Annotated in this window: 16 protein-coding genes, 1 tRNA gene and 1 pseudogene; 7 read left to right on the top strand and 11 right to left on the bottom strand. The window is 61.8% G+C overall.

Going from position 1 to position 22,696, the window contains the following annotated elements:
- Window positions 1-302: 302 nt before the first annotated feature.
- From fdnG to AB9L16_RS13485, 7 genes are all read left to right on the top strand, one after another.
- On the top strand, window positions 303-3,368 hold the full coding sequence (gene fdnG / locus AB9L16_RS13515) for a formate dehydrogenase-N subunit alpha (RefSeq protein WP_375122220.1): 3,066 nt from the start codon (window positions 303-305) through the stop codon (window positions 3,366-3,368).
- Window positions 3,369-4,304, top strand: coding sequence for a formate dehydrogenase subunit beta (gene fdxH / locus AB9L16_RS13510; RefSeq protein ID WP_016774818.1), 936 nt, complete (start codon window positions 3,369-3,371; stop codon window positions 4,302-4,304).
- Window positions 4,301-4,966: a formate dehydrogenase subunit gamma gene (locus AB9L16_RS13505; RefSeq protein WP_375122219.1), complete on the top strand. Its 666-nt coding sequence runs from the start codon at window positions 4,301-4,303 to the stop codon at window positions 4,964-4,966. The genes fdxH and AB9L16_RS13505 overlap by 4 nt, the downstream gene beginning before the upstream one ends.
- Window positions 4,967-4,969: 3 nt before the next feature.
- On the top strand, window positions 4,970-5,896 hold the full coding sequence (gene fdhE / locus AB9L16_RS13500) for a formate dehydrogenase accessory protein FdhE (RefSeq protein ID WP_095180076.1): 927 nt from the start codon (window positions 4,970-4,972) through the stop codon (window positions 5,894-5,896).
- A gap of 515 nt (window positions 5,897-6,411) precedes the next feature.
- Window positions 6,412-7,824: an L-seryl-tRNA(Sec) selenium transferase gene (gene selA / locus AB9L16_RS13495; protein ID WP_375122218.1), complete on the top strand. Its 1,413-nt coding sequence runs from the start codon at window positions 6,412-6,414 to the stop codon at window positions 7,822-7,824.
- A complete protein-coding gene (selB, locus tag AB9L16_RS13490) occupies window positions 7,821-9,737 on the top strand; it encodes a selenocysteine-specific translation elongation factor (protein WP_375122217.1) in 1,917 nt (638 codons plus the stop codon). The genes selA and selB overlap by 4 nt, the downstream gene beginning before the upstream one ends.
- A 5-nt stretch (window positions 9,738-9,742) precedes the next feature.
- Window positions 9,743-9,838 (top strand) — tRNA-Sec (locus tag AB9L16_RS13485).
- A 100-nt stretch (window positions 9,839-9,938) separates the two neighbouring features.
- Here AB9L16_RS13485 and AB9L16_RS13480 read toward each other — a convergent pair.
- The 11 genes and pseudogenes from AB9L16_RS13480 to AB9L16_RS13430 form a co-directional block, all read right to left on the bottom strand.
- Window positions 9,939-10,228 (bottom strand): annotated as a pseudogene (locus AB9L16_RS13480) (type II toxin-antitoxin system RelE/ParE family toxin).
- On the bottom strand, window positions 10,221-10,466 hold the full coding sequence (locus AB9L16_RS13475; RefSeq protein WP_016770738.1) for a type II toxin-antitoxin system ParD family antitoxin: 246 nt from the start codon (window positions 10,464-10,466) through the stop codon (window positions 10,221-10,223). Before AB9L16_RS13475 ends, AB9L16_RS13480 begins: the two are co-directional and overlap by 8 nt.
- A gap of 342 nt (window positions 10,467-10,808) precedes the next feature.
- On the bottom strand, window positions 10,809-11,168 hold the full coding sequence (locus tag AB9L16_RS13470) for a DUF6124 family protein (protein ID WP_150635198.1): 360 nt from the start codon (window positions 11,166-11,168) through the stop codon (window positions 10,809-10,811).
- Window positions 11,169-11,632: 464 nt separating this feature from the next.
- A complete protein-coding gene (locus tag AB9L16_RS13465) occupies window positions 11,633-12,142 on the bottom strand; it encodes a hypothetical protein (RefSeq protein WP_375122216.1) in 510 nt (169 codons plus the stop codon).
- An 8-nt stretch (window positions 12,143-12,150) separates the two neighbouring features.
- Complete coding sequence (locus tag AB9L16_RS13460; protein WP_375122215.1) at window positions 12,151-12,666, bottom strand: hypothetical protein; 516 nt, start codon at window positions 12,664-12,666, stop codon at window positions 12,151-12,153.
- On the bottom strand, window positions 12,663-13,316 hold the full coding sequence (locus AB9L16_RS13455) for a hypothetical protein (RefSeq protein WP_056786867.1): 654 nt from the start codon (window positions 13,314-13,316) through the stop codon (window positions 12,663-12,665). The genes AB9L16_RS13460 and AB9L16_RS13455 overlap by 4 nt, the downstream gene beginning before the upstream one ends.
- A gap of 226 nt (window positions 13,317-13,542) precedes the next feature.
- Window positions 13,543-14,838, bottom strand: coding sequence for an OprD family porin (locus tag AB9L16_RS13450; protein ID WP_375122214.1), 1,296 nt, complete (start codon window positions 14,836-14,838; stop codon window positions 13,543-13,545).
- A 288-nt stretch (window positions 14,839-15,126) separates the two neighbouring features.
- Window positions 15,127-16,830, bottom strand: a complete 1,704-nt coding sequence (locus AB9L16_RS13445; protein ID WP_375122213.1) for an amidase — start codon at window positions 16,828-16,830, stop codon at window positions 15,127-15,129.
- Between the two features lie 165 nt (window positions 16,831-16,995).
- On the bottom strand, window positions 16,996-18,501 hold the full coding sequence (proP, locus tag AB9L16_RS13440) for a glycine betaine/L-proline transporter ProP (protein WP_263471027.1): 1,506 nt from the start codon (window positions 18,499-18,501) through the stop codon (window positions 16,996-16,998).
- Window positions 18,502-18,801: 300 nt separating this feature from the next.
- Window positions 18,802-20,100: a carbohydrate porin gene (locus AB9L16_RS13435; RefSeq protein ID WP_375123746.1), complete on the bottom strand. Its 1,299-nt coding sequence runs from the start codon at window positions 20,098-20,100 to the stop codon at window positions 18,802-18,804.
- Between the two features lie 97 nt (window positions 20,101-20,197).
- Window positions 20,198-22,603: a glucose/quinate/shikimate family membrane-bound PQQ-dependent dehydrogenase gene (locus AB9L16_RS13430; protein WP_041480307.1), complete on the bottom strand. Its 2,406-nt coding sequence runs from the start codon at window positions 22,601-22,603 to the stop codon at window positions 20,198-20,200.
- Between the last annotated feature and the right edge of the window lie 93 nt (window positions 22,604-22,696).

The following is a 22,696-nucleotide window of genomic DNA, read 5'->3' as shown; positions in this document are numbered from 1 at the left end:
GGAGTTGGTTCTGCCGGACATTCTATGCGCAACACCATCTGTGTGGGAGCGAGCCTGCTCGCGAATACGTCGGGTCAGGCAGCATCGAGTTGGATGACCCAGCGCTTTCGCGAGCAGGCTCGCTCCCACAGGGGGGGGTGTGCACTGGCTGGAAATCCGGGCCAGACACCCGACGGTCGGTTTTCACACAATCGGCAAGGTCTTTGTCTACAGTGAAAAAGTCGGCGTCAAGGCGTCGCAACCGTGATTGTCCAGATAAAGCCCGGCACAAGTACCGGGTTCCACCTGATCAGGAGTGCACGATGGATCTCAGCCGTCGTCAGTTCTTCAAGGTCGCCGGTATCGGCCTTGCAGGCTCAAGCCTGGGCGCGTTGGGCATGGCCCCGACGGCGGCCTTCGCCGAGCAGGTGCGTCACTTCAAGCTCGCCCACACCCGTGAAACCCGCAACACCTGCCCGTATTGCTCGGTCGGTTGCGGTTTGATCATGTACAGCCAGGGCGATGCCGGCAAGAACGTGGCGCAAAACATCATTCACATCGAAGGCGATGCCGACCACCCGGTCAATCGCGGCACGCTGTGCCCGAAAGGCGCGGGCCTGCTCGACTTCATTCACAGCCCCGGCCGCTTGCAGTACCCGCAAGTGCGCAAGCCCGGCAGCAATGAATGGACGCGCATCGGCTGGGACGAAGCCCTCGATCGCATCGCCGACCTGATGAAGGCCGACCGCGACGCCAACTTCATCGAGAAAAATGCCAACGGGCAAACGGTGAATCGCTGGCTGACCACCGGTTTTCTCGCGGCATCGGCGGCATCCAACGAAGCCGGCTACATCACTCAGAAGGTGATTCGCAGCCTCGGTCTGCTGGGGTTCGATAACCAGGCGCGTGTCTGACACGGCCCGACGGTGGCAAGTCTTGCCCCGACGTACGGCCGTGGTGCCATGACCAACACCTGGACCGATATCGCCAACGCGAATCTGATCCTGGTGATGGGTGGCAACGCAGCAGAAGCGCATCCGTGCGGCTTCAAATGGGTGACCGAGGCCAAGGCGCACAACGCTGCGCGGCTGATCGTGGTCGATCCGCGTTTTACCCGGACCGCTTCGGTGGCCGACTATTACGCGCCGATCCGCACCGGTACCGACATCGCCTTCATGGGCGGATTGATCAATTACCTGCTGACCGAGGACAAGATCCAGCACGAATACGTGCGCAATTACACCGACGTGTCGTTCATCGTCAAAGCCGGCTATGGCTTCGAAGACGGCCTGTTCAGCGGCTATGACGCGGAAAAACGCAGCTACACCGACAAGTCCGGCTGGGGCTACGAATTCGCCGAGGACGGTTTCGTCCGCGTCGACCCGACCCTGCAAGACCCGCGCTGCGTCTATCAACTGATGAAGCATCATTACAGCCGCTACAACATCGACCTGGCCAGCCAGATCTGCGGCATGCCGGTCGACGCCATGCAGAAAATCTGGGAAGAGATTGCCACCTGCTCGACACCGGGCAAGACCATGACGATTCTCTATGCCCTCGGCTGGACGCAGCACTCGATCGGCGCGCAGATCATCCGCAGCGCGGCGATGGTGCAATTGCTGCTGGGCAACATCGGCATGCCCGGCGGTGGCGTCAATGCGCTGCGCGGGCACTCGAACATCCAGGGTCTGACCGATCTCGGCCTGCTGTCCAACGCCTTGCCCGGCTACCTCACGCTGCCCAGCGACAGCGAGCAGGACTACGGTCAGTTCATCTTCAAACGCACGCAGGTTCCGCTCAGACCGGGGCAGCTTTCGTACTGGCAGAACTACAGCAAATTCCACGTCAGCCTGATGAAATCCTGGTACGGCGCCAATGCCACCGCCGAGAACAACTGGCTGTTCGATCATTTGCCGAAGCTCGACATCCCCAACTACGACGTGCTGAAAATGTTCGATCTGATGAGCCAGGGCAAGGTCAACGGCTACTTCTGCCAAGGCTTCAATCCGATCGCGGCGTTGCCGGACAAGAACCGCGTGATGGGCGCATTGGCCAAGCTCAAGTGGCTGGTGGTGATGGACCCGCTCGCCACGGAAACCTCGGAGTTCTGGCAGAACGTCGGGCCGTACAACGACGTGAAAACCGCCGAAATCCAGACCGAAGTCATTCGCCTGCCAACTACCTGTTTTGCCGAGGAAGACGGCTCGCTGGTCAACAGCAGCCGCTGGCTGCAATGGCACTGGAAGGGTGCCGACGGCCCCGGCGAAGCACAGACCGACATTCGCATCATGAGCGAACTGTTCCTGCGCCTGCGCCAGCGTTATCAGATCGAAGGCGGCAAGTTTCCTGATCCGCTGCTGAAACTGTCGTGGCCATACAAGATCCCCGACGAGCCTTCGCCGGAAGAACTGGCGCGGGAAATCAACGGCACCGCCGTCAGCGATTTCACCGATGCCAGCGGTGTCACGGTCAAGGCCGGTACGCAACTGGCCGGTTTCGGCTTGCTCAAGGATGACGGCAGCACCGCGTCCGGTTGCTGGATTTTCGCCGGCAGCTGGACCGAGGCCGGTAACCAGATGGCCCGGCGCGATAACGCCGACCCATTCGGCATGCACCAGCATCAGGGCTGGGCGTGGGCGTGGCCGGCGAATCGGCGGATTCTCTACAACCGCGCTTCGTCAGATCCGGCGGGCAAACCGTGGGACCCGAAAAAGCGGCTGGTGTGGTGGAACGGCAAGACCTGGACCGGCACCGATGTGCCGGACTACAAGGCCGACGTGCCGCCGGAAGCCGGGATGAATCCGTTCATCATGAACCCCGAAGGCGTGGCCCGGTTCTTCGCCGTCGACAAGATGAACGAAGGCCCATTCCCCGAACACTACGAGCCGTTCGAAACGCCGATCGGCATCAACCCGCTGCACCCGCAAAACAAGAAGGCCACCAGCAACCCGGCGGCGCGGATCTTCGATTCGGTCTGGGAAACCCTCGGCGAAGCCAAGGACTTCCCGTACGCCGGCACCAGTTATCGGCTTACCGAGCATTTCCACTTCTGGAGCAAGCACTGCAAGTTGAACGCGATTGCCCAGCCTGAGCAGTTCGTTGAAATCGGCGAGGTGCTGGCGAACGAGAAGGGCATTGCTGCCGGTGATCGGGTGCGGGTCAGCTGCAAGCGCGGGTTTATCGAAGCGGTGGCGGTGGTGACCAAACGGATCCGGCCGCTGCAGGTCAACGGCCAGGTCGTGCATCAGATCGGCATCCCGCTGCACTGGGGTTTCACCGGCCTGACGCGCCACGGTTACCTGACCAACACCCTGGTGCCGTTCCTCGGCGATGGCAACACTCAGACCCCGGAATCCAAGTCATTCCTGGTCAACGTGGAGAAACTGTAAATGGCCAGCCAAGACATCATTGCCCGCTCGGCCACCACCACCGTGCCGCCGTCGGTAAGGACTCAGCAGGGCGTTGCCAAGCTGATCGACACGACCAAATGCATCGGTTGCAAGGCCTGCCAGGTCGCCTGCTCGGAATGGAACGAGCTGCGCGACGAGGTCGGTCACAACCACGGCACCTACGACAATCCGCAGGATCTGACGGCGGATTCGTGGACGCTGATGCGCTTCACCGAGCACGAAACCGACGCCGGCAACCTCGAATGGCTGATCCGCAAGGACGGCTGCATGCACTGCGCCGAGCCCGGTTGTCTGGCCGCGTGCCCAAGCCCCGGGGCGATCATTCAGCATGCCAACGGCATCGTCGATTTCGATCAGGACCACTGCATCGGTTGCGGCTATTGCATCACCGGTTGCCCGTTCAACATTCCGCGCATCTCGCAGAAGGATCACAAGGCCTACAAATGCACACTGTGTTCCGACCGGGTGGCGGTGGGGCTGGAGCCGGCCTGCGTGAAAACCTGCCCGACCGGCGCGATCGTCTTCGGCACCAAGGAAGACATGAAAGAACACGCCGCCGAACGCATCGTCGACCTGAAAAGCCGTGGTTTTGAAAACGCCGGTCTGTACGACCCGGCAGGCGTTGGTGGCACCCACGTGATGTACGTGCTGCATCACGCCGATACGCCGAAAATCTATGCAGGTTTGCCGGACCATCCGGCGATCAGTCCGCTGGTGGGTTTGTGGAAAGGCATCAGCAAACCCCTCGGCCTGCTGGCGATGGGCGCGGCGGTGCTGGCCGGGTTCTTCCACTACGTGCGCATCGGCCCGAATCGTGTCGAGGAGGATGAGCATCCCACGCCACCCGACACCTCGGTGCACGTGGTCGACCCGGCGGTGCACACCTTCGATCCACGCGGGGAGGAGCGGCCATGAGCAACAAGACGATCCTGCGTTACAGCGCCAACCAGCGCACCAACCACTGGCTGGTAGCGATCCTGTTTTTCATGGCCGGGTTGTCCGGGCTGGCGTTGTTTCATCCATCGCTGTTCTGGCTGAGCAACCTGTTCGGCGGCGGCACCTGGACGCGGATTCTGCACCCGTACATGGGCATCGCCATGTTCGTGCTGTTTCTCGGCCTGGTGTTCAGCTTCTGGCGTACCAATTTCTTCATCGCCAATGACCGCCAGTGGCTGCGGCGGATCAACCGGGTGATGGTCAACGACGAAGAAAGCGTGCCGCCGGTGGGCAAATACAACGCCGGGCAGAAGTTGCTGTTCTGGACTTTACTGCTGTGCATGCTCGCGTTGCTGTTCACCGGGCTGGTGATCTGGCGCGCGTGGTTCAGCGCGTACTTCGCCATCACCACGATCCGCTGGGCCATGCTGCTGCATGCGCTGGCCGGGTTCGTGCTGGTGCTGAGCATCATCGTGCACATCTACGCCGGTTTGTGGATCAAGGGTTCGGTCGACGCCATGTTGCATGGCTGGGTCAGCCGGCCGTGGGCGAGAAAACACCATGAACTGTGGTACCGCGAGGTGACCCGCGACGAACAGCCTCGGGACGTGCCCGAGCGACCGCTGACAAAAAAGGGCTGACTTTTGCCAAGCATTCTTGAACCTGGGGAAATCGAGGCGGCGGCCAGTTCGCCGCCGTTTCTGTATCTGCCGCCACGTAACCTGTTTGCCCTGCGCGCTGAACGCCTCGAGCGTCTGGCCGAGGGCAATGGGTTGGCGGATTATCTACGGCTGATGGCCGGATTGTGCCGGGCGCAGCAGCAGGTCTTCGACGATCCGCCGCTCACCGCGCCGTTTGATGCGCAGCGTTTCGAAGCCTGTCAGCAACACGGTCTGCCACCATTCGCGGCAGATACCTTGGTGCGCGAAGATGCCTGGCAGCCGTGGCTTGACGCCTTGCTGCAGCGCTATGCGCCAGCGGATCAACCTGCAGTGATCGACGCGCTGGACACTCTGCGCGGGGCCAGTTCCGGCCAGTTGCGCGCGTGGGCGGTGGCGCTGGTCAGTGGGCAGTATTCGCTGGTGCCGGCGGCGCTGGTGCCGTTTCTCGGCGCGGCGCTGCAAACCGCATGGAGCCACTGGCTGCTCAGTGTGCCAAATCTGCAACTCAAGCCTGGCGATAGCCTCAGCCAATGCCCGGCCTGTGGTTCACCGGCCATGGCCGGGGTGATTCGCCATCGCGGCAAGCACAACGGTTTGCGCTATCTGGTGTGTTCGCTGTGCGCCTGCGAATGGCATGTGGTGCGGGTCAAGTGCGTGTATTGCGAGCAGAGCAAGGGCCTTGAGTATCTGAGCCAGGAAGACGACCGGCACAGCGCCGAACAGGCGCCGCTGCGCGCCGAAGTCTGCCCGAGCTGCAACAGCTACCTGAAATTGCTCTATCTGGAGAACGACGCCGAAGCCGAGGCGTTGTCGGCGGATCTCGGCAGTTTGCTGCTGGACATGCGTCTGGCCCAGGACGGCTATCAGCGTCTGGCGCCCAATCTGTTGCTGGCGCCGGGAGACGACTGACCAGAGCAAATTGTGGAAGGGGGTGTGCTCCCACAGGTTTATGTGCCGAATCACAAAGCCCGGTCCGCCCCGGGTTTCTCTGTGGGAGCGAGCCTGCTCGCGAAGGCGTCAGGTCAGCCACATCCACATTGACTGACACACCGCTTTCGCGAGCAGGTTCGCTCCCACAGGTTTTTGTGGTGACCAACAATGTTCATTCCACCCCGAATCCCTGTGGGAGCTGGCTTGCCAGCGATTGGTCGGCACATCCACCGCCTTCTTTGACTGACCCACCGCAATCGCTGGCAAGCCAGCTCCCACAAGTCTATGTGCCGAATCACAAAGCCCGGTCAGCCCCGAATTTCTCTGTGGGAGCGAGCCTGCTCGCGAAGGCGTCAGGTCAGCCACATCCACACCAACTGACACACCGCATTCGCGAGCAGGCTAGCTCCGGCAGTGCGTCTACACTTCTGAAACCCTTTTGGGAGCAAGCTTGCTCCCAAAAGGGCCTGTTTCGGTCAAATCAGGAGTGGCTGATGTCTTCAAGCGTTGCCCTGCGGTTGCCGTCCATTGATGGGTTGTTGCGTCATCCGGCGTGCGCGCCGTTGGCCGAACGTTACGGCCGGGATTCGTTGCTGACTGGCCTGCGTCAGTTGCTCGATGAGCTAAGGCCTGACGTGTTGAGCGGGCAATTGGCGGCCGTGGAAATCGGCCCCGAAGTGCTCGCCGGCCGCGTCGGTGAACGCTTGGCGCAACAGCAGCGCAGTCAGGTGCGCCGGGTGTTCAACCTGACCGGCACGGTGCTGCACACCAATCTCGGCCGCGCCTTGCTGCCCGAAGAAGCCATCGAAGCGGTGCAAATGGCCGCACGCTATCCGCTCAATCTCGAGTTCGATCTGGCGAGCGGCAAGCGCGGTGATCGTGACGACCTGATCGAAGGCCTGATCCGCGAACTGACCGGCGCCGAAGCCGTCACCGTGGTCAACAACAATGCCGCCGCCGTGCTGCTGACCCTCAACAGCCTCGGCGCGCGCAAGGAAGGCATCATTTCCCGTGGCGAGCTGATCGAAATCGGCGGCGCTTTCCGCATCCCCGACATCATGGCCCGGGCCGGCGTGCGCCTGCACGAAGTCGGCACCACCAACCGCACCCATGCCCGGGATTACCAAGCGGCAATCGGTCCGCGCAGCGGTTTGATCATGCGCGTACATGCCAGCAATTACAGCATCGAAGGCTTCACCGCGCGAGTGGCGACCGCCGAGTTGGCTGAACTGGCGCACGCCCATGGCTTGCCGTTGCTGGAAGATCTGGGCAGCGGCAGTCTGCTCGACCTGACGCGCTGGGGGCTGCCGGCGGAACCGACCGTGCGGCAGGCGCTGCTCGATGGCGCCGACATCGTCACTTTCAGCGGCGACAAATTGCTCGGCGGGCCGCAGGCCGGGTTGATCGTCGGGCGCAAAGAACTGATCGCGAAGATCAAGAAGAATCCACTGAAGCGCGCACTGCGGGTCGATAAATTGACCTTGGCCGCGCTGGAAGCGGTGCTCGGTCTGTACCGCGATCCGGATCGCCTCGCCGAGCGTCTGCCGAGCCTGCGTCTGCTGACCCGGCCCCAGGCCGACATTCATGCTCAGGCTCTGCGTTTGCAACCGTTGCTCGCCGATGTGTTGGGCGAGGTCTGGCAGGTCAGTGCAGTCGAGGCGTTGGGCATGATCGGCAGCGGCAGCCAACCGGTGGCGCGCTTGCCGAGTGCAGCGCTGTGTTGCCGCCCGCAAGTGTCCAAGCGCTGGCGCGGGCGTTATCTGCTCAATCTCGAAGCAGCGTTGCGCGGTTTGCCGATCCCGGTGCTCGGGCGAATCGGCGACGATGCGCTGTGGCTGGATCTACGCCAGCTCGACGCTGAGCCAGCGTGGCTGGCGCAGTTGCCGCAATTGCAGGTCGATCCGTGATCGTCGGCACGGCGGGGCACATCGACCACGGCAAGACTTCGCTGTTGCAGGCGCTGACCGGGCAAACCGGCGACCGCCGCCCGCAGGAGCGCGAACGCGGCATGACCATCGATCTCGGTTATCTCTACGCCGAACTCGCAGCGGGCTCCGGGCTGACCGGCTTCATCGACGTGCCCGGCCACGAAAAATTCACCCACAACATGCTCGCTGGTGCGCAGGGCATCGATCTGGTGTTGCTGGTGGTCGCGGCCGACGACGGCGTGATGCCGCAGACTTGCGAACATCTGGCGATCGTCGAACTACTCGGCATCCCGCGCGCGCTGGTGGCGATCACTAAATGCGACCGGGCGGGAGCGGGCAGGGTGGAAGAGGTGCAGCGCCAGGTCCTGGACCTGCTCGCGCCCGGACCATTTGCTGATGCGCCGATTTTTACCGTGTCGAGTGTGAGCGGGCAGGGCGTCGATGGATTGCGCGCGGCGTTGTTGCAGGTGCGGAGCGAGGTGCAGGCGCGCGGTTGCGACGGCGGCTTTCGTTTGGCGATTGATCGGGCGTTCAGCGTCGCGGGTGCGGGGATTGTGGTCACGGGCACGGCGCTATCGGGCACGGTTGCAGTGGGCGACAAACTGGTTCTGGCGCCTGCCGGCAAATCGGTGCGCATCCGTGGCCTGCACGCGCAAAACCAGGCCGCCGAACAGGCCTTCGCCGGCCAGCGCGTGGCGCTGAACCTCAGCGGCGAACGTCTGGAACTGACGCAGATCCACCGTGGCCAATGGCTGCTGGCGGACTGGCTGCATGCCCCGACCCAGCGCATCGACATCGACTTTCATCTGTTGCCGGGCGAGCGCACCTTCGAACACTTCCACCCGGTGCATCTGCACCTCGGCACCCAAGATGTCATCGCCCGCGTCGCCTTGCTGCAAGGCCCGCGCCTGAGCCCCGGCGAGCGCATGTTCGCGCAACTGCTGATCAACGCGCCGGTGCACGCAGTGAAAGGCGATCGATTGATCCTGCGCGACGCCAGCGCCCAGGGCACATTGGGCGGCGGTGTTGTGCTCGACCCATTCGCCCCGGCGCGCCAACGCCGCAGCCTTGAACGCCTCGCGCAACTGCAAACCCTTGCCCTTAGCGTCAGCCTCGAACAGGCCCTGCCGTCACTGCTCAACCACAGCCCCGGCGGCATCGACCCGCAACGCCTCGAACGCCAATTCAACCGCCCGCGCGCGCAGTGGACGCTGGCAGAAAACATCCGCCTGATCGACACCCGCCAAGGCCCGCTGCTGTTCAACGTGCAGCGCTGGGGCCAGTTGAAATTCACTTTGCTCGAACAACTGGCGCGATTCCACGAACAGGAACCCGACCAGATGGGGCCGGACCGTGATCGCCTGCGCCGCTTCAGCGCGCTGGCACTGGAACGCTCGACGTTCATCAGCCTGCTCGACGAACTGCTCAACGCCGGCTCGATCCTCGCCAGCGGCCCCTGGCTGCACCTGCCCGACCATCAGGTGCGCCTGAATGCCGACGACGAAATCCTCTGGCGGCAATTACAGCCGTTGTTCGAACAGGCCGGCTTCGACCCGCCGTGGGTACGCGACGCGGCGAAAATGCTCGGCGAAGACGATGCCAGCGTCCGCCTGCTGCTGCGCAAACTCGCACGCTTGGGCCTCATGCACCAGGTGGTGCGCGACCTGTTTATCAGCGACATCGTCCTGCGGCAAATGGCGGCGCTGCTGCTGAAACTCGCCGAAGAAAATCCGTCGATTCAAGTGACAACCTTCCGCGATGCGCTAGGCTTGGGACGCAAACGCTGTATTCAGTATCTGGAATATTTCGACCGGCTCGGCCTGACCCGCCGGCTCGGCGAATCCCGCCAGATCCGCCCAGACAACGCGCTGGCTGACGCCTGCGCACCCTGAGTTCAGGAAGACAATCGCGCCCGGTGGCGCGGCCGGGCTTCAAACCCGGTTGGGGACGGCATCCGTTCCCGGGCAGGTTCGACTCCGGCTGTCTTCCGCCAGTTTCTCAAAAGCAAAGATCGCAGCCTTCGGCAGCTCTTACATCGATTTGTAGGAGCTGCCGAAGGCTGCGATCTTTTGATTTTCGGTGATACGAGAAGGTTAGAGATTACGCTGCGCTTCCATCCGGTCATGCAAAATTCTGATTATCGCGATCCCATAGGCGGTGATTCGAAAATAAATCACGTGACTCTCCACGCTGCAGCGTCGGTAACCGGGGCGGATCGCGTCGCATGCGGGTGCTGTTTTGGGACGATCAGCCAACTGCTCGAAAGACGCAGTCAGGATGTCGATGTAGCGATTGGCCTGATCCAAACCCCATTGTTGAGCTGTATAGGCCCAGATAGCCTCAAGATCCACTTCGGCGGCGGGGGAAGTCGGTATTCAGCCATGTGCTCTCAACATTCTCTTTTTGAAAGCATCAGCATCGAATGGCCGGGGGGCACCACTGGATTCTCCTTCTCGAAGGGCTGCGCGGACGGTTTCCAGTTCAGCGTTTCGCTCTTGCTCTCGACGGATCAAATCGCGGATATATTCGCTGTCGTTGGTGTAATGTCCCGCTTCTATTTGAGCTTTGATCCAATGGTCTTGCTGGTCAGTCACGGTTATGGTTTTGCGTACGGTAGCCATGATCGGGCCCTTTGCGGATGGCGAACTTTGCGCAAATTATCATACTAATGGTGCGCTAACGAGTATGAGCCTAGCCGTTACAAGAACGAATCACAGCCTTCGGCAGCTCATGCGTATATCACTCGAACTGCCGCAGGCTGCATTTTCAGACCCGCAACCGAATCTGCTGCCCGAGCACATCCATCGGGTTAAAATAATCCTTCCCCTTTGTGATCGCTTGCAGGCTCGCTACCACAGGTTCCTTCAGTGGTCGCAAAGTTTGCGTCCGACCAGGATCAATGTGGGAGCGAGCCTGCTCGCGAAGAGGCCGGCACGGGCATCGCATAACTCAGCCGGCCCGCATTACCCCGGCAATTCCAGATTATCCAGCACCCGATTCACCGCCAGTTCCCCGAGCATGATCAGTTGCGCAATCCCCATCAGCGTCCGGCGCTGCGATGGCTTGACCAGTCCGGCGAATTCCTGGGCGATGGTTTTGGCGGAGGCGAGGGTTTCGCAGGCATTGGCCAGCAGGTCTTCGTTTTTGGTGTCGGCGGTGACGGCGTACATGGCGCGGGGGCTGAAGGGTGGCGGGGTGGAGCCGGGTGGGCAGAGGTAGTGGTCGAGGGCGCGATCGGCGGCTTCGTGGAGTTTTTTGGAGTCGAGGGATTCGTAGGGGGAGGTGGGATCGGTTTCGGGTGGGTTGGGTGTTGGTTTGATCATGGTGAGACTCCGTGGTTGATTTAGCCGCCACGGCTCATCGCTAAACAAGTAAAGGTGGCGGCTGTACGCAGGTTAGCGATCCGGGTCACAGAAACCCCGGGTAGACCCGAAGGTCTCCCACGCACAGCCACCATGACATCAAGTGCAGATCGAAAAATGCAATTGAGACTGGGCATTGGTGCGTCTGTAATGAGTCGGATCGCTAAACCCGATCGCTGATTCGTCAGCGACCGCACCACAATAGAACCCGCCCCCAAGGCGCACAAGCCGGCGGATTCTGGCGTAGCTGTAGGCAACGGCGCAAGGATTTGTAGCCTTGAGACCGTATCCGCAGGTGTCTTTTAAACAGCTTCGTTTAAATCAAAGAATTGCGCCGAACCTGATGGCCTCTTCGCGAGCAGGCTCGCTCACACATTGCAATTCATTGCGCCGCAGTTCACCGCACCAGCCCCCATCACCCAACCTCACGGCTGATACGGAATCACCTTGTCCCGGTCCATTTCCACCAACAACTGGTCGAGCATCTGCCGTTTGTTCTCGACCCCGGGAATCGGCACATACCACGTCATCACGCTCCAGCCTTCGCGGGAGTAGTTGTAGGTTTTGAGCAGTTGGCCATCCTTTAAGACCGAGCCGCGCAGGTTGTCCTGGTAGTGGTAGGGCATCGGGAAGGTGAACAGGGTGAAAACGTTGACCAGCGCCAGCCAATTGACCTTGCCGTCGCTGGGTTCGGTGATCAACAGGCTGTAGCCGTTGCGGGTGTAACCGCCGTCGAGCATCGAGAACGCGCCGGTCTTTTTCAGGACGCTGACGGTTTCGCGCTGATGCTGCTCGTCGATGCGCGTATACGCCGGCCCCATTCCGAGCGTGACCGGCACGTAGGCCTGATCGGCATGGTAATCGAGCGGTTGCAAGGTGTTGGCGCAGCCGCCCAGCATCAGTGAGGCACAGAGCAGGCCGGCGACTTTTATCATCGCGCGGTTCATTGCGTGACTGCCGGGATCAGCCGGTCCTGCTGCACATCCTGCGCGAAGGCGCGGGCGATGCGGCCGAGGTTCTGTTCGCGCATCTCGCCGCCCTGATCCAGTAGCCACGTATATTTTTGAGTGATGTTGCGATAGGTGTATTGCTTCAGTCGCTTGTCACCCTGGAACACGGTGAATTCGGTTTGCGTGTCGAATTCGTTCGACAGCGGCAGCAAGAACAACGTCGCGGTGCTCAGCAGAATCACCGGAAACGGCGGCAGGTGACGTTCCACATTAAGTTTGACCTGCACGTTGTACTCGTCAGCTTTACCGCTGCCGGTTTCGATGGTGCGGAACACACCGGTTTGACGCAGGTGGTTGCGCAGGCTGGAGCCGTTTTCCGGGTCATCGACCATAACGTGAATCGGCTGCAGATAATCCTGACCGTCCGTAAGCGTGCGCTCGGGCAAGGTGTTGGTCGCCGCGCAACCGGTCAACAGAGCGGCGGCAGTGAGGGCGATGATTTTTTTCATGGTTTGGCGTCCACGGCAATACCCGGAATGGGGCCGGTGAAGATGTAGGGCTGAGCACTGTTCAGGTCGAGTTTCAGCGGTTGCAGCGTTGGCAATCCTGGCGCCAGACGTTGCGCAATCAGCGCATCGCGGGCGTTCTGATCACTCCAGCGGAACGCGCAGAAACCGGCGGTCAGGCAGAACGAACGGAACTCGCCGATGTAATAGGCCTTGCCGGGTTCCAGGCGCATCGGCAGGTTGAATTTCTCCCGCGCCTCTCTCGAGGTGAAAACAGTGCCTAGCCCAGGTTGATAACGTGCGGAAAAGAACTGGAAATCATAGAACTCGTAATCGCCCGGCTTCAGGGGAAGCACGAATACGCTCGCTGCGCCGACACCGTCCTGAACATCCTGCGGCGTGGAGTAAGCGCCGGCCATTTTCCAGACGCCGGCCGCACCGTATTCGGAACCGCGTTTGCGGAAAAAGATTCGCTGGTTGTCAGCGGCTGATTGCTTGAGTGATTGCGGCCCGATTGAGCCAACGAGATAACTGACTGGCTCGCTTGCCTTGGGTTGCAAGGGTTCGCTGACCCAGGAAGCGCTTTCGGTAATGCAGCCGCTGAGCGTCGCGGCGAGCACGACGGCCGCTCCGAGTTTGAATAGCTGAAACATGTACATCCCTGAATCTGCTTGCGTTGATTGACTACAAACAGGAAGGTCAATCAATGCCTTCCTGGCTTGGCTTTTTATGCGGGGGCGCAGAATAAACGAGGTGATGGCACTTGGCTAGCTACTGTAGGCGCTGCGGTACGCTGAAATCATTTGATTTTGATCTCAAGGAGCAAACTCATGGTTTGTGGCCGACGCAGGAACCTGTGGGCGGGTTGATCGTGTTACCTCAAAAACCCAGCGGGTACTGAACGACCACGTAAATCCGGTCAATATCATCGCCAGCCTGCGCCTCGTTGGCGCGGTGGGTGACGTGCGATAGCTGCACCGACAGATCCTTCGCGGCGCCGGATTGCACGACATACTTCAGGTCGATATCGCGTTCCCAGTGTTTGCCGCCGCTGCCTTGTTGCGGTTGATAGTCGCCGCTGTCGGCGTCGAACGGGTTGTAGGCGCCGCCCTTGGGCGCGTGCGTACCGTCGATGTGGCTGCCGCTGACGTAGCGGGTCATGAAGTTCAGGCCGGGGATGCCGAAAGCGCCGAGGTCGAGGTCGTAGCGGGCTTGCCAGGAGCGTTCGTTGGCGCCGTTGAAGTCGGCGTATTTGATCGAGTTGGCGAGGTAGATCGAGTCGCCGCCGACGAAATCGAACGGCGTGTCGCCATTGATCCGCTGCCAGCCGAGCATCACCGCATGCGGGCCGAAGCTGTATTTGCCGGAGAGGCTAAGGGCGGTGTTATCGATCTCGCCGGCCACTGCGCGGCCGGTGTCGCGGGTGTGGTAGAGGTTGGCGTCGAGCAGCACGCCGGACTGTTTAAAATGCAGGTTGCCGTAATACTGATGCCAGGTGTCGCTCAGTTCTGAGGCGTAGAGTGCGCCGCCGACCGGGCTTGAGCTGAACAGATCGGCACCGACGAAGCTGATGCCACCCGCTTCGGTGTTGGCGCCGTAACCGTAGAAGTCGCCTTGGCCGGAAGAGCTGTCCTGATTCTTGAACGCGGTGAAGTGCCCGGCGACCAGATTGACGTTGTCGAGCTCGGCGCTGTTGAGCAAAAAGCCTGTGGCGTATTCCGGTTGCAGGCGTTTGTCGGAGGTGTCGAAGACCGGGGTTTCCACGGTCATTTCGCCGAAGGCCAAAGTGGTGCGCGAGACCTTGAGCTTGAACGCACCGCCAGCGCTGGAATAGTTGTTTTCACTGCGACCATCGCTGTCGACGGGCAGCAGACCAGTACCGGAGTGGCCCTTGCCGCCGTCGAGTTTCAGGCCGGCGAAAGCGTGGGCGTCGATGCCGAAACCGACTGTGCCCTCGGTGAAACCGGATGAGAAGTTGCCGATAAAGCCCTGTGCCCATTCCTGTTTGTAGTTTTTTCCGGAGGGCGTGGGCGAGCGGTAGTCGTTGCTGAGGTAGAAGTTGCGCAGCAGAACATCGCTTTTGGCGTCGTCGAAAAAGCCGCTGGCATGGGCGGTGCCGGTCAGACCGCAGAGCATGGCAAGCAGGGTGAGGCGGGAGGGCGCGCGGTTGATCATGGTCAGGGCCGGTGGTAATCAGGATGGCGCTGATGATCGGCGGATTGGCTTGGAAAGGATTGGGCCGGTGTGCTGAGTTCGTAGCCTTCACACCAAACCCTGTGGGAGCGAGCCTGCTCGCGAATGCGGAGTGTCAGTCAGCATTTTCGTTAACTGACACTCCGCATTCGCGAGCAGGCTCGCTCCCACAGTTTGAGTCGGGGTAGTCAGGTGGAAATGTGGCGTCTGTCGGGCCGCCATCGCTGGCAAGCCAGCTCCCACAGGGTTTGTGGGAGCTGACACAGTGCATTAAGCCAGCGGCGGTGTGCGCGGTGGGATCTGGCGTTTGCTGCCGGTGGATTCGAAAGCGGCGGCGAAGCGCAGCAGGTTCGAGTCGTCGTACGCGCGACCGGCGAAGGTCAGGCCGACGGGCATGCCGATGTCGGCCATCACACCCATGGGCACGGTGACGGTCGGGACGCCGAGGTGGCGGATCGCGAGGTTGCCGTTGGCCACCCAGACGCCGTTGCTCCAGGCGATGTCGGCCGACTCAGGATTGACATCGGCGTCCGCCGGGCCGACGTCGGCGACGGTGGGGAACAGCACGGCGTCGAGACCGAGGCGGTCCATCCAGTCTTCGAGGTCGATGCGTCGGGTTCGCTCCAGAGCGCGCAAGCCATCGGGCACGGTAGGGATTTCATTCCACGGCGTGATGCCGCGCTCGGCCATGCGCACGTATTCGTCCATGCCGGCGGCCAGATCGCCCTCGCGGTTGGGCAGGGTGCCGGGGTCGTGCGGGAAGATCTTCGGCCCGTCGACATCTACCAGACGATTAAGCTTCGGGTCACCGTTGGCCTGCAGGAAGTCGTCGAACGCCCACGCAGTCAGATCCCACAATTCATGATGGAGAAACTCTTTCGACACCAGCCCGCGGGTGAACACGGTTGGCGCGCCAGGGCGGTCGCCTTCGCAGTTGGAGACTAGCGGAAAGTCGGTTTCGACGACTTCGGCGCCAGCGGCCTCAAGGGCTTGGCGCGCCTGCTTCCACAAATCAATCACGGACGCGCGGGTGTTGATGCGCTGGCCGGTCGGGCCGCCGATGCCGGGGGCTTCGCTGGTGCCGGCGTCGGGGTCGGCGTTGATGTACATGCGCGGGATGGCGAAGCGTTTGCCGGCCAGGGCTTTGGCATCGGCGGCCAGTTCACTGTACGCAGCCGGGCGCACTTCGCTGACGCGCGGGATCGGCACCCACGGTTGCAAGCGCCAGAGGTCGCCACGGGTGTCCGGGTCTTCGGCGACGACCACGTCGAGCACTTCGAGCAGGTCGGCCATGGTCCGCGCGAACGGCACGACGACGTCCATGGTCGGGGTCAACGGCCAGTTGCCGCGCACCGAAATCACCCCGCGCGACGGGGTGTAGGCGCACAGGCCGTTGTTCGACGCAGGGCCACGGCCGCTCGACCAGGTTTCCTCGGCCAGGCCGAACGCAGCGAAACTCGCAGCGGTGGCGGTGCCGGCACCGTTGGACGAGCCGGAGGCGAACGGGGCGGTGAGGTAAGCGGCGTTGTACGGGCTTTCGGCGCGGCCATAGACGCCGCGTTGCATGCCGCCATTGGCCATCGGCGGCATGTTGGTCTTGCCCAGGCAGATCGCCCCGGCAGCGCGCAGGCGTTCGATGGTGAAGGCGTCGCGATGGGCGACCAGATCGGCAAATGCCGGACTGCCGGAAGCGGCGGTCAGGCCCTTGACCAGATAACTGTCTTTGGCGGTGTAGGGGATGCCATCGAGCGGGCCGAGGGTTTCACCTTTGGCGCGGCGGGCATCGGAGGCGCGGGCTTCGTTCAGCGCTTCAGGGTTGCGCACGACGACGGCGTTGAGTGCCGTCGGGGTGTCGGCGCCGTCGTAGGCATCGATGCGTGCCAGATAGGCCTGCACCAGCTCCACGGCAGTGGTCTGGCCGGATTCAAGGGCGGCGCGCAGCTGGGCAATGGAGACTTCGGTGACTTCGATCATGGGGTCACCTGTTGAGCGTGGTTGTTTGGGGCAGGGGTATTCATAGCGGTTCTCGTGGCACGGCTTTAAGCGACAAGGTCAAGACTGGCGCCTATTTAACACCAAGCCGCGCTTCGAGTAATCGGCGGGGTGACGGCCCCGCCGATTTTTTCTGCGTCTAGCGGATCATTCATTGATGCGCGGATGCTGCTGGACCAGCACTTTGCGCTTGGCCTCCAACTCGGCGATCTCGGCATCAATGTCTTCGATTTTCTGCTCGATGTTGTCGTGGTGTTCTTGCAACAACTCCTTGGCCTCTTCCAGGTCGGAAGCCGCCGGGGCCGCGCCGCGCAGGGGCTTGTTGGCGGTTTCCTTCATGGTCACGCCAGTGACCAGACCGACCACGGCGATGACCATCAGGTAATACGCAGGCATGTACAGATCGTTGGTGCTTTCCACCAGCCAGGCCACGGCAGTCGGGGTCAAACCGGCGATCAGCACCGAAACGTTGAAGGCACTGGCCAGCGCGCTGTAGCGGATGTGCGTGGGGAACATCGCCGGCAGGGTCGAGGCCATCACACCGATAAAGAAATTGAGCAGCACCGCAAGGATCAGCAGGCCGGAGAAGATCAGGCCGATGCTGCCGCTGTTGATCAGCATGAATGCCGGAATGGCGAAGATGAACAGGCCAATGCTGCCGACGACGATGAAGGGCTTGCGGCCGATCTTGTCGCTGATGAAACCGATCAGCGGCTGCACGAAGAGCATGCCGACCATGATCGCGATGATGATCAGCACGCCGTGGTTTTCGCTGTAGTGCAGGTTGTGCGTCAGGTAACTCGGCATGTAGGTGAGCAGCATGTAATAGGTGACGTTAGTAGCCGCCACTACGCCGATGCAGGTCATCAGGCTGCGCCAGTGTTTGGTTGCGACTTCCTTGAACGACACTTTCGGGCCACCGGCGAGGCCTTCGCGGTCGCCTTGTTCGAGTTTTTCCACGTGCTGCTGGAATGCCGGGGTCTCTTCCAAGGCGTGACGCAGATACAGGCCGATCATGCCCAGCGGCAGGGCGAGGAAGAACGGAATCCGCCAGCCCCATTCTTCGAAGCGCTGTTCACCGAGGATGGTTGAAATCAGCACCACCACGCCGGCACCGAAGACGAAACCGGCGATCGAGCCGAAATCCAGCCAGCTGCCGAGGAAGCCGCGTTTGCGGTCCGGCGCGTATTCAGCGACGAAGATCGAGGCGCCGGTGTATTCGCCACCGACCGAGAAGCCTTGGGCCATTTTCGCCAGCAACAGCAGGATCGGCGCCCAGATGCCGATCGAGGCATAGGACGGAATCAGGCCGATGGCAAAAGTGCTCAGGGACATGATGACGATGGTCGCGGCGAGGACTTTCTGCCGTCCGTATTTATCTCCGAGCGCACCGAAGAACAAACCGCCAAGCGGACGGATGAGGAAGGGCACGGAGAAGGTCGCCAGCGCGGCGATCATTTGCACGCCGGGATCGGCGCCGGGGAAGAAGACCTTGCCGAGCACATAGGCGACAAAGCCGTAGACGCCAAAGTCGAACCATTCCATGGCGTTGCCCAGTGCGGCGGCGGTGATCGCCTTGCGCATCTTGGCGTCGTCGACAATGGTGATGTCTTTCAAACCGATCGGTTTGACGGTGTTCTTGCGTGATTTCATTGCGCTGTTCCCGCTCGCTGATCCAGATTACCGCTGCGATGCCATCTCCATGATGGCGCCGGCTCTTCTGGCTCAGATACATGCGGACACGAAATAATTCACCGATGGGCTGGAATTAATTTCGACAGGTGGGGGAGGTGCAACTCCGAGCCTTGTTGGAGCTGTATTGCCTGACCCACCGCTATCGCTGGCAAGCCAGCTCCCACAAGAGTTTTGGGTGTTGCCGGGATCTTGTGTCCGCCGTCAAACCCTGTGGGAGCTGGCTTGCCAGCGATGACGCCAGGACATCCATTACAAGGCTTATAGCGCAGCCTTCACCTGCAAACCCACCACCAACGCATTGTCGATGTCCTGCCCGGAAAACGCGCCCGGTTCGATGATGTATTGCAGGTTCGGGCGCAGCGTCAGCCATGGGGTGGCCTGGTAGCCGTAGCCCAACTCGATCAACTGCTCGGCGCTATCGAGGTTCGGAAACGCAGCACCATTGGCCAGCGCGGCATCCTGTTGCAAATCGCGGCTGCGCGGGTTCGGCACGGCGCGGCCATAGCCCAGGGCCACGGTGTCTCGCGGGCGGCCTTCGAACGGTTTGTACAAAACCACGCCGGTGCCGTACCACTTGCTGAACGGCGAGGCCGCTTCGCTGGCCGCCGAGTATTGACCGAAGGCATGCAGGCTGCGGCCCTCGGAAGTCGACGAGCGCCAAACCGCCTGATCGATCAGCAGATAATGCCCACCGCGACCGGAGACTTCATCGTCGCTGCCAATGCGTTTGACGTCAGAGCTGTCGTAGTAATAGCCGAGCTTGTATTCACCCGGTAGCTCGCCGGCGTGCTTGTACACCAACTCGATCGGCACGACGGTGCCGGTGGTGTGCTTCGGCCCCAGATGCCAGGCGCGGCTGGAATTGCCGTTGCTCTCGGGGTCGACGTTGAACGCCGCCACACGCAGTTGCCAGGACGGCGACAGGTCGTATTTGACCCGCACGCCCAGACGCGCGTTGGGGTAGTTGGTCCAGCCGCTGCCGCCGGACATGTTCAGCGGGTGACCGCAGAAACCGGCGTTCATGAAGTTGCACAGAATGCCGCTGTCGAGGCCGCCGAGGTCGTTACCCATGGCCATGTAACCGAGCTTCACATTCAGCGCCGGGGTGAACAGGCTGCGCTCGTAACTCAGTTCAGTCAGGCGCGTGTACAGGCCGCCGTAGTTTTCCTGAATCGGCAAGCGGTTGCCGACCAGATCTTCCGACGCGCTGTTGCCGCGCCGGTCGTTGATGGTCAGTTGCACTTTGCCGGCGTTGTCGACGCCGTAGAGTTTGCTCAGATCAAACTGCACGCCGAGCTTGATGTTCTGCGAGTAGCGCGCCGAACGGTGCAGGCCGCCGTCGGCGTTGTAAGCGGTTTCGCCGCTGTAATCGCCAGTGAACTTGATGCCGTCTTCATCGAGTTGATGACGCAAGCCGCCCCAGTCACCGGTCAGGGTGCTGCGGGTCAGCAGACCGGAATCGCTGGCGGCCAGCGCGGGTAGGGCAGTAGCGCAGCTCAGGCCCAGCAACAGGCCAGTGGAAAGCTTGGTACGAGAAAAGCGAACAGCCGATGACATGTGAATCCTTCCTGCTGAAATCTTTAACGCAATAAAACGGCGACGCGGTGCTTTGGGGCACCGCGCGCTTGGAGGAGGTTGGTTGTGCGGCAATGAGTTACGGCAGGGCGTAAGCCATCACGTAATCGCCACGATCGGTCGACTGGCGTGCGCCGCCAGCGGTGACGACGATGTACTGCTTGCCGGTCTTCGGCGAAACGTACGTCATCGGGCCGCCCTGACTGCCGACCGGCAGACGGGCTTTCCAGACTTCTTCGCCGTTGCCGCTGTTGAAGGCGCGCAGGTAGAAGTCCTGGGTGCCGGCAATGAAGATCAGGCCGCCCTGGGTCGACAGGGTGCCGCCGAGGGTGGGGAGACCGATCTTGATCGGCAAGTGCATGCGAATGCCCAGAGGGCCAGTGTCTTCAACGGTGCCGACCGGAACTTGCCACGCGACTTTCTGGGTCTTCATGTCGATCGCGGTCAAAGTGCCGAACGGCGGCGCCTGGCACGGAATGCCGGCCACCGACAGGAAGCGGTTCTTGTTCACCGCGTACGGCGTGCCTTTGAGCGGAACAGCGCCCATGCCGGTGTTCAGCGCTTCACCACCGCCAGCGGCCTGGCCTTTGTTCTGCGACGGGATCATCTGGATCCACAGACCCAGGCGCATGTCGTTGACGAAGATGAAACCGTGCACCGGGTCAGTGGAGATGCTGCCCCAGTTCATGCCACCCAGCGAACCCGGGAAGCTCAGCGATTTGTCGGTACCCGGCGCTGTGTACAGGCCGTCGTAGCGCATGCTCTTGAAGTCGATACGGCAGAGCAACTGGTCGTACGGCGTGGCGCCCCACATGTCCGATTCGGTCAGGTGCTGCGCGCCGATCTGCGGCATGCCCACGGATTTCGGCTGAGTTGGCGAGTACGGCTCGTTGGGGATGTTCGCGGCTTTCACCGGTACTTCCTTGACTTCGGTCAGCGGCTTGCCGGTGGCGCGGTCGAGCACATAGATTTGCCCGGCCTTGGTACCGATGACCAGCGCCGGAACGCTTTGGCCGTCCTTGTCGAAGTCGATCAGGCTCGGCTGCATCGGCAGGTCGAAGTCCCACAGATCGTTGTGCACGGTCTGGAACACCCAGCGTTCTTCACCGGTGCTGGCGTCCAGCGCGAGGATCGAGGCGCCGTACTTGTGGTCCAGTTCGCTGCGCTCGACACCATAGATGTCGGTGGACGAGCTGCCCATCGGCAGGAACACCGTGTTGGTCGCCGCGTCGTAGGACATCGGTGCCCAGCTGTTCGGTGTGCTGCGCACGTAGGTTTTGCCGTCGGCCGGCGCGTTGCGATCCTGCGGGTTGCCCGGGTCGAACGCCCAGCGCATGGCGCCGGTGATCACGTCAAAACCGCGAATCACACCGCCGGGCATGTCGCTCTGCACGTTGTCGGCAACACGACCGCCAACCACTACGGTGGTGCCAGCCATCAATGGCGCGGACGACAACTGATAGTAGCTGTCCGGAACATCACCCAGACCGGCCTTCAGATCGACCTGGCCGTTGTTGCCGAAACCCTGGCAGAACTCGCCAGTGTCAGCGTCGACCGCGATCAGGCGAGCATCGATGGTATTGGTCAGCAGACGACGCTGGCAGTTGGCAGCCGGCGCCGGTTTGGCTTCGATGATCGAAGAGTTGCTCGGCTGAGCGATGGTCGCGGTGGCGTCGAAATAGGCCATGCCACGGCAGCGCTGCCAGACTTTCGATTGCGCGTTGATCGCGTTCTTCCAAAGCTCTTTACCGGTGTCGGCATCGAGGGCGATCAGGTTGTTGTGCGGGGTGCAGATGAATACTTTGTTGCCGACCTGCAGCGGGGTGAGCTGGTCTTCGGCGCCGTTGCCATCGCTCTCGGCGACGTCCCCGGTGTGGTAGGTCCACGCGACTTTCAACTTGTCGACGTTGTTGCGGTTGATCTGGTCGAGCGCGGCGAAGCGGCTGCCACCTTCGGTGTTGCCGTAGTGCGCCCAGTCTTTCTGCGCCTTGGCCGGCTCGACCGGAGTCAGGCCCGGGCCAGTGCCAGTGGCGGCAACCGTAGGGTGAGCGACAAACATGTTGCCCGCCGCAACGGCCACACCGACCGCCAGCACAGCGGCCACGGCATACGCACCACGACCGGCAGCCCGGCCATTGGCGCGCGCCAGCAGCGGGTAGACCAGCGCGACGACCATGCCGATGGCGCTGAACATGAACAGCCGCGAGAACACCGGCCAGAACACCAGCCCGGCGTCAGCCACGGCCCAGATCGCGGTGGCCACGAGAAACGCGGCGAACAACCAGGCGCCTGCGGTTTTCTTCAGTGCGATCAGCACGCCGGAAACGGTCATCGCCAGACCGCCGACCAGGAAGTACCAGGAACCGCCCAGGCTGACCAGCTTCACACCGCCGGCCGCGAGCGCCAGACCGAGCAGGGCGATGATCACGCCAAGGCCGACCAGAATGAACGTTGAAACGCCTGAGACGCGTTGACTGTGGTTCACATTGAAAGTCCCGTTTGAATGAAGCGCGGGATTATAGCGGTAACTAACCATTCAGTTAACCGCAGTTTTGCCATGAAAACGTGCACTTCTGTG

Origin of the sequence: Pseudomonas sp. LW8 (genome assembly GCF_041956865.1) — a bacterium.
Taxonomy (GTDB): Bacteria; Pseudomonadota; Gammaproteobacteria; order Pseudomonadales; family Pseudomonadaceae; genus Aquipseudomonas; species Aquipseudomonas siliginis.
Note: the sequence above shows the minus strand (reverse complement) of the source record. Positions and strands in the feature narration are given on the sequence as shown.

Excerpts from the sequence above, each read along its gene's own strand:
- fdxH (WP_016774818.1), top strand. The coding sequence starts at position 3,369 with ATGGCCAGCCAAGACATCATTGCCCGCTCGGCCACCACCACCGTGCCG.
- AB9L16_RS13505 (WP_375122219.1), top strand. The coding sequence starts at position 4,301 with ATGAGCAACAAGACGATCCTGCGTTACAGCGCCAACCAGCGCACCAAC.
- selA (WP_375122218.1), top strand. The coding sequence starts at position 6,412 with ATGTCTTCAAGCGTTGCCCTGCGGTTGCCGTCCATTGATGGGTTGTTG.
- AB9L16_RS13475 (WP_016770738.1), bottom strand. The coding sequence starts at position 10,466 with ATGGCTACCGTACGCAAAACCATAACCGTGACTGACCAGCAAGACCAT.
- AB9L16_RS13470 (WP_150635198.1), bottom strand. The coding sequence starts at position 11,168 with ATGATCAAACCAACACCCAACCCACCCGAAACCGATCCCACCTCCCCC.
- AB9L16_RS13465 (WP_375122216.1), bottom strand. The coding sequence starts at position 12,142 with ATGATAAAAGTCGCCGGCCTGCTCTGTGCCTCACTGATGCTGGGCGGC.
- AB9L16_RS13460 (WP_375122215.1), bottom strand. The coding sequence starts at position 12,666 with ATGAAAAAAATCATCGCCCTCACTGCCGCCGCTCTGTTGACCGGTTGC.
- AB9L16_RS13455 (WP_056786867.1), bottom strand. The coding sequence starts at position 13,316 with ATGTTTCAGCTATTCAAACTCGGAGCGGCCGTCGTGCTCGCCGCGACG.
- AB9L16_RS13450 (WP_375122214.1), bottom strand. The coding sequence starts at position 14,838 with ATGATCAACCGCGCGCCCTCCCGCCTCACCCTGCTTGCCATGCTCTGC.
- AB9L16_RS13445 (WP_375122213.1), bottom strand. The coding sequence starts at position 16,830 with ATGATCGAAGTCACCGAAGTCTCCATTGCCCAGCTGCGCGCCGCCCTT.
- proP (WP_263471027.1), bottom strand. The coding sequence starts at position 18,501 with ATGAAATCACGCAAGAACACCGTCAAACCGATCGGTTTGAAAGACATC.
- AB9L16_RS13435 (WP_375123746.1), bottom strand. The coding sequence starts at position 20,100 with ATGTCATCGGCTGTTCGCTTTTCTCGTACCAAGCTTTCCACTGGCCTG.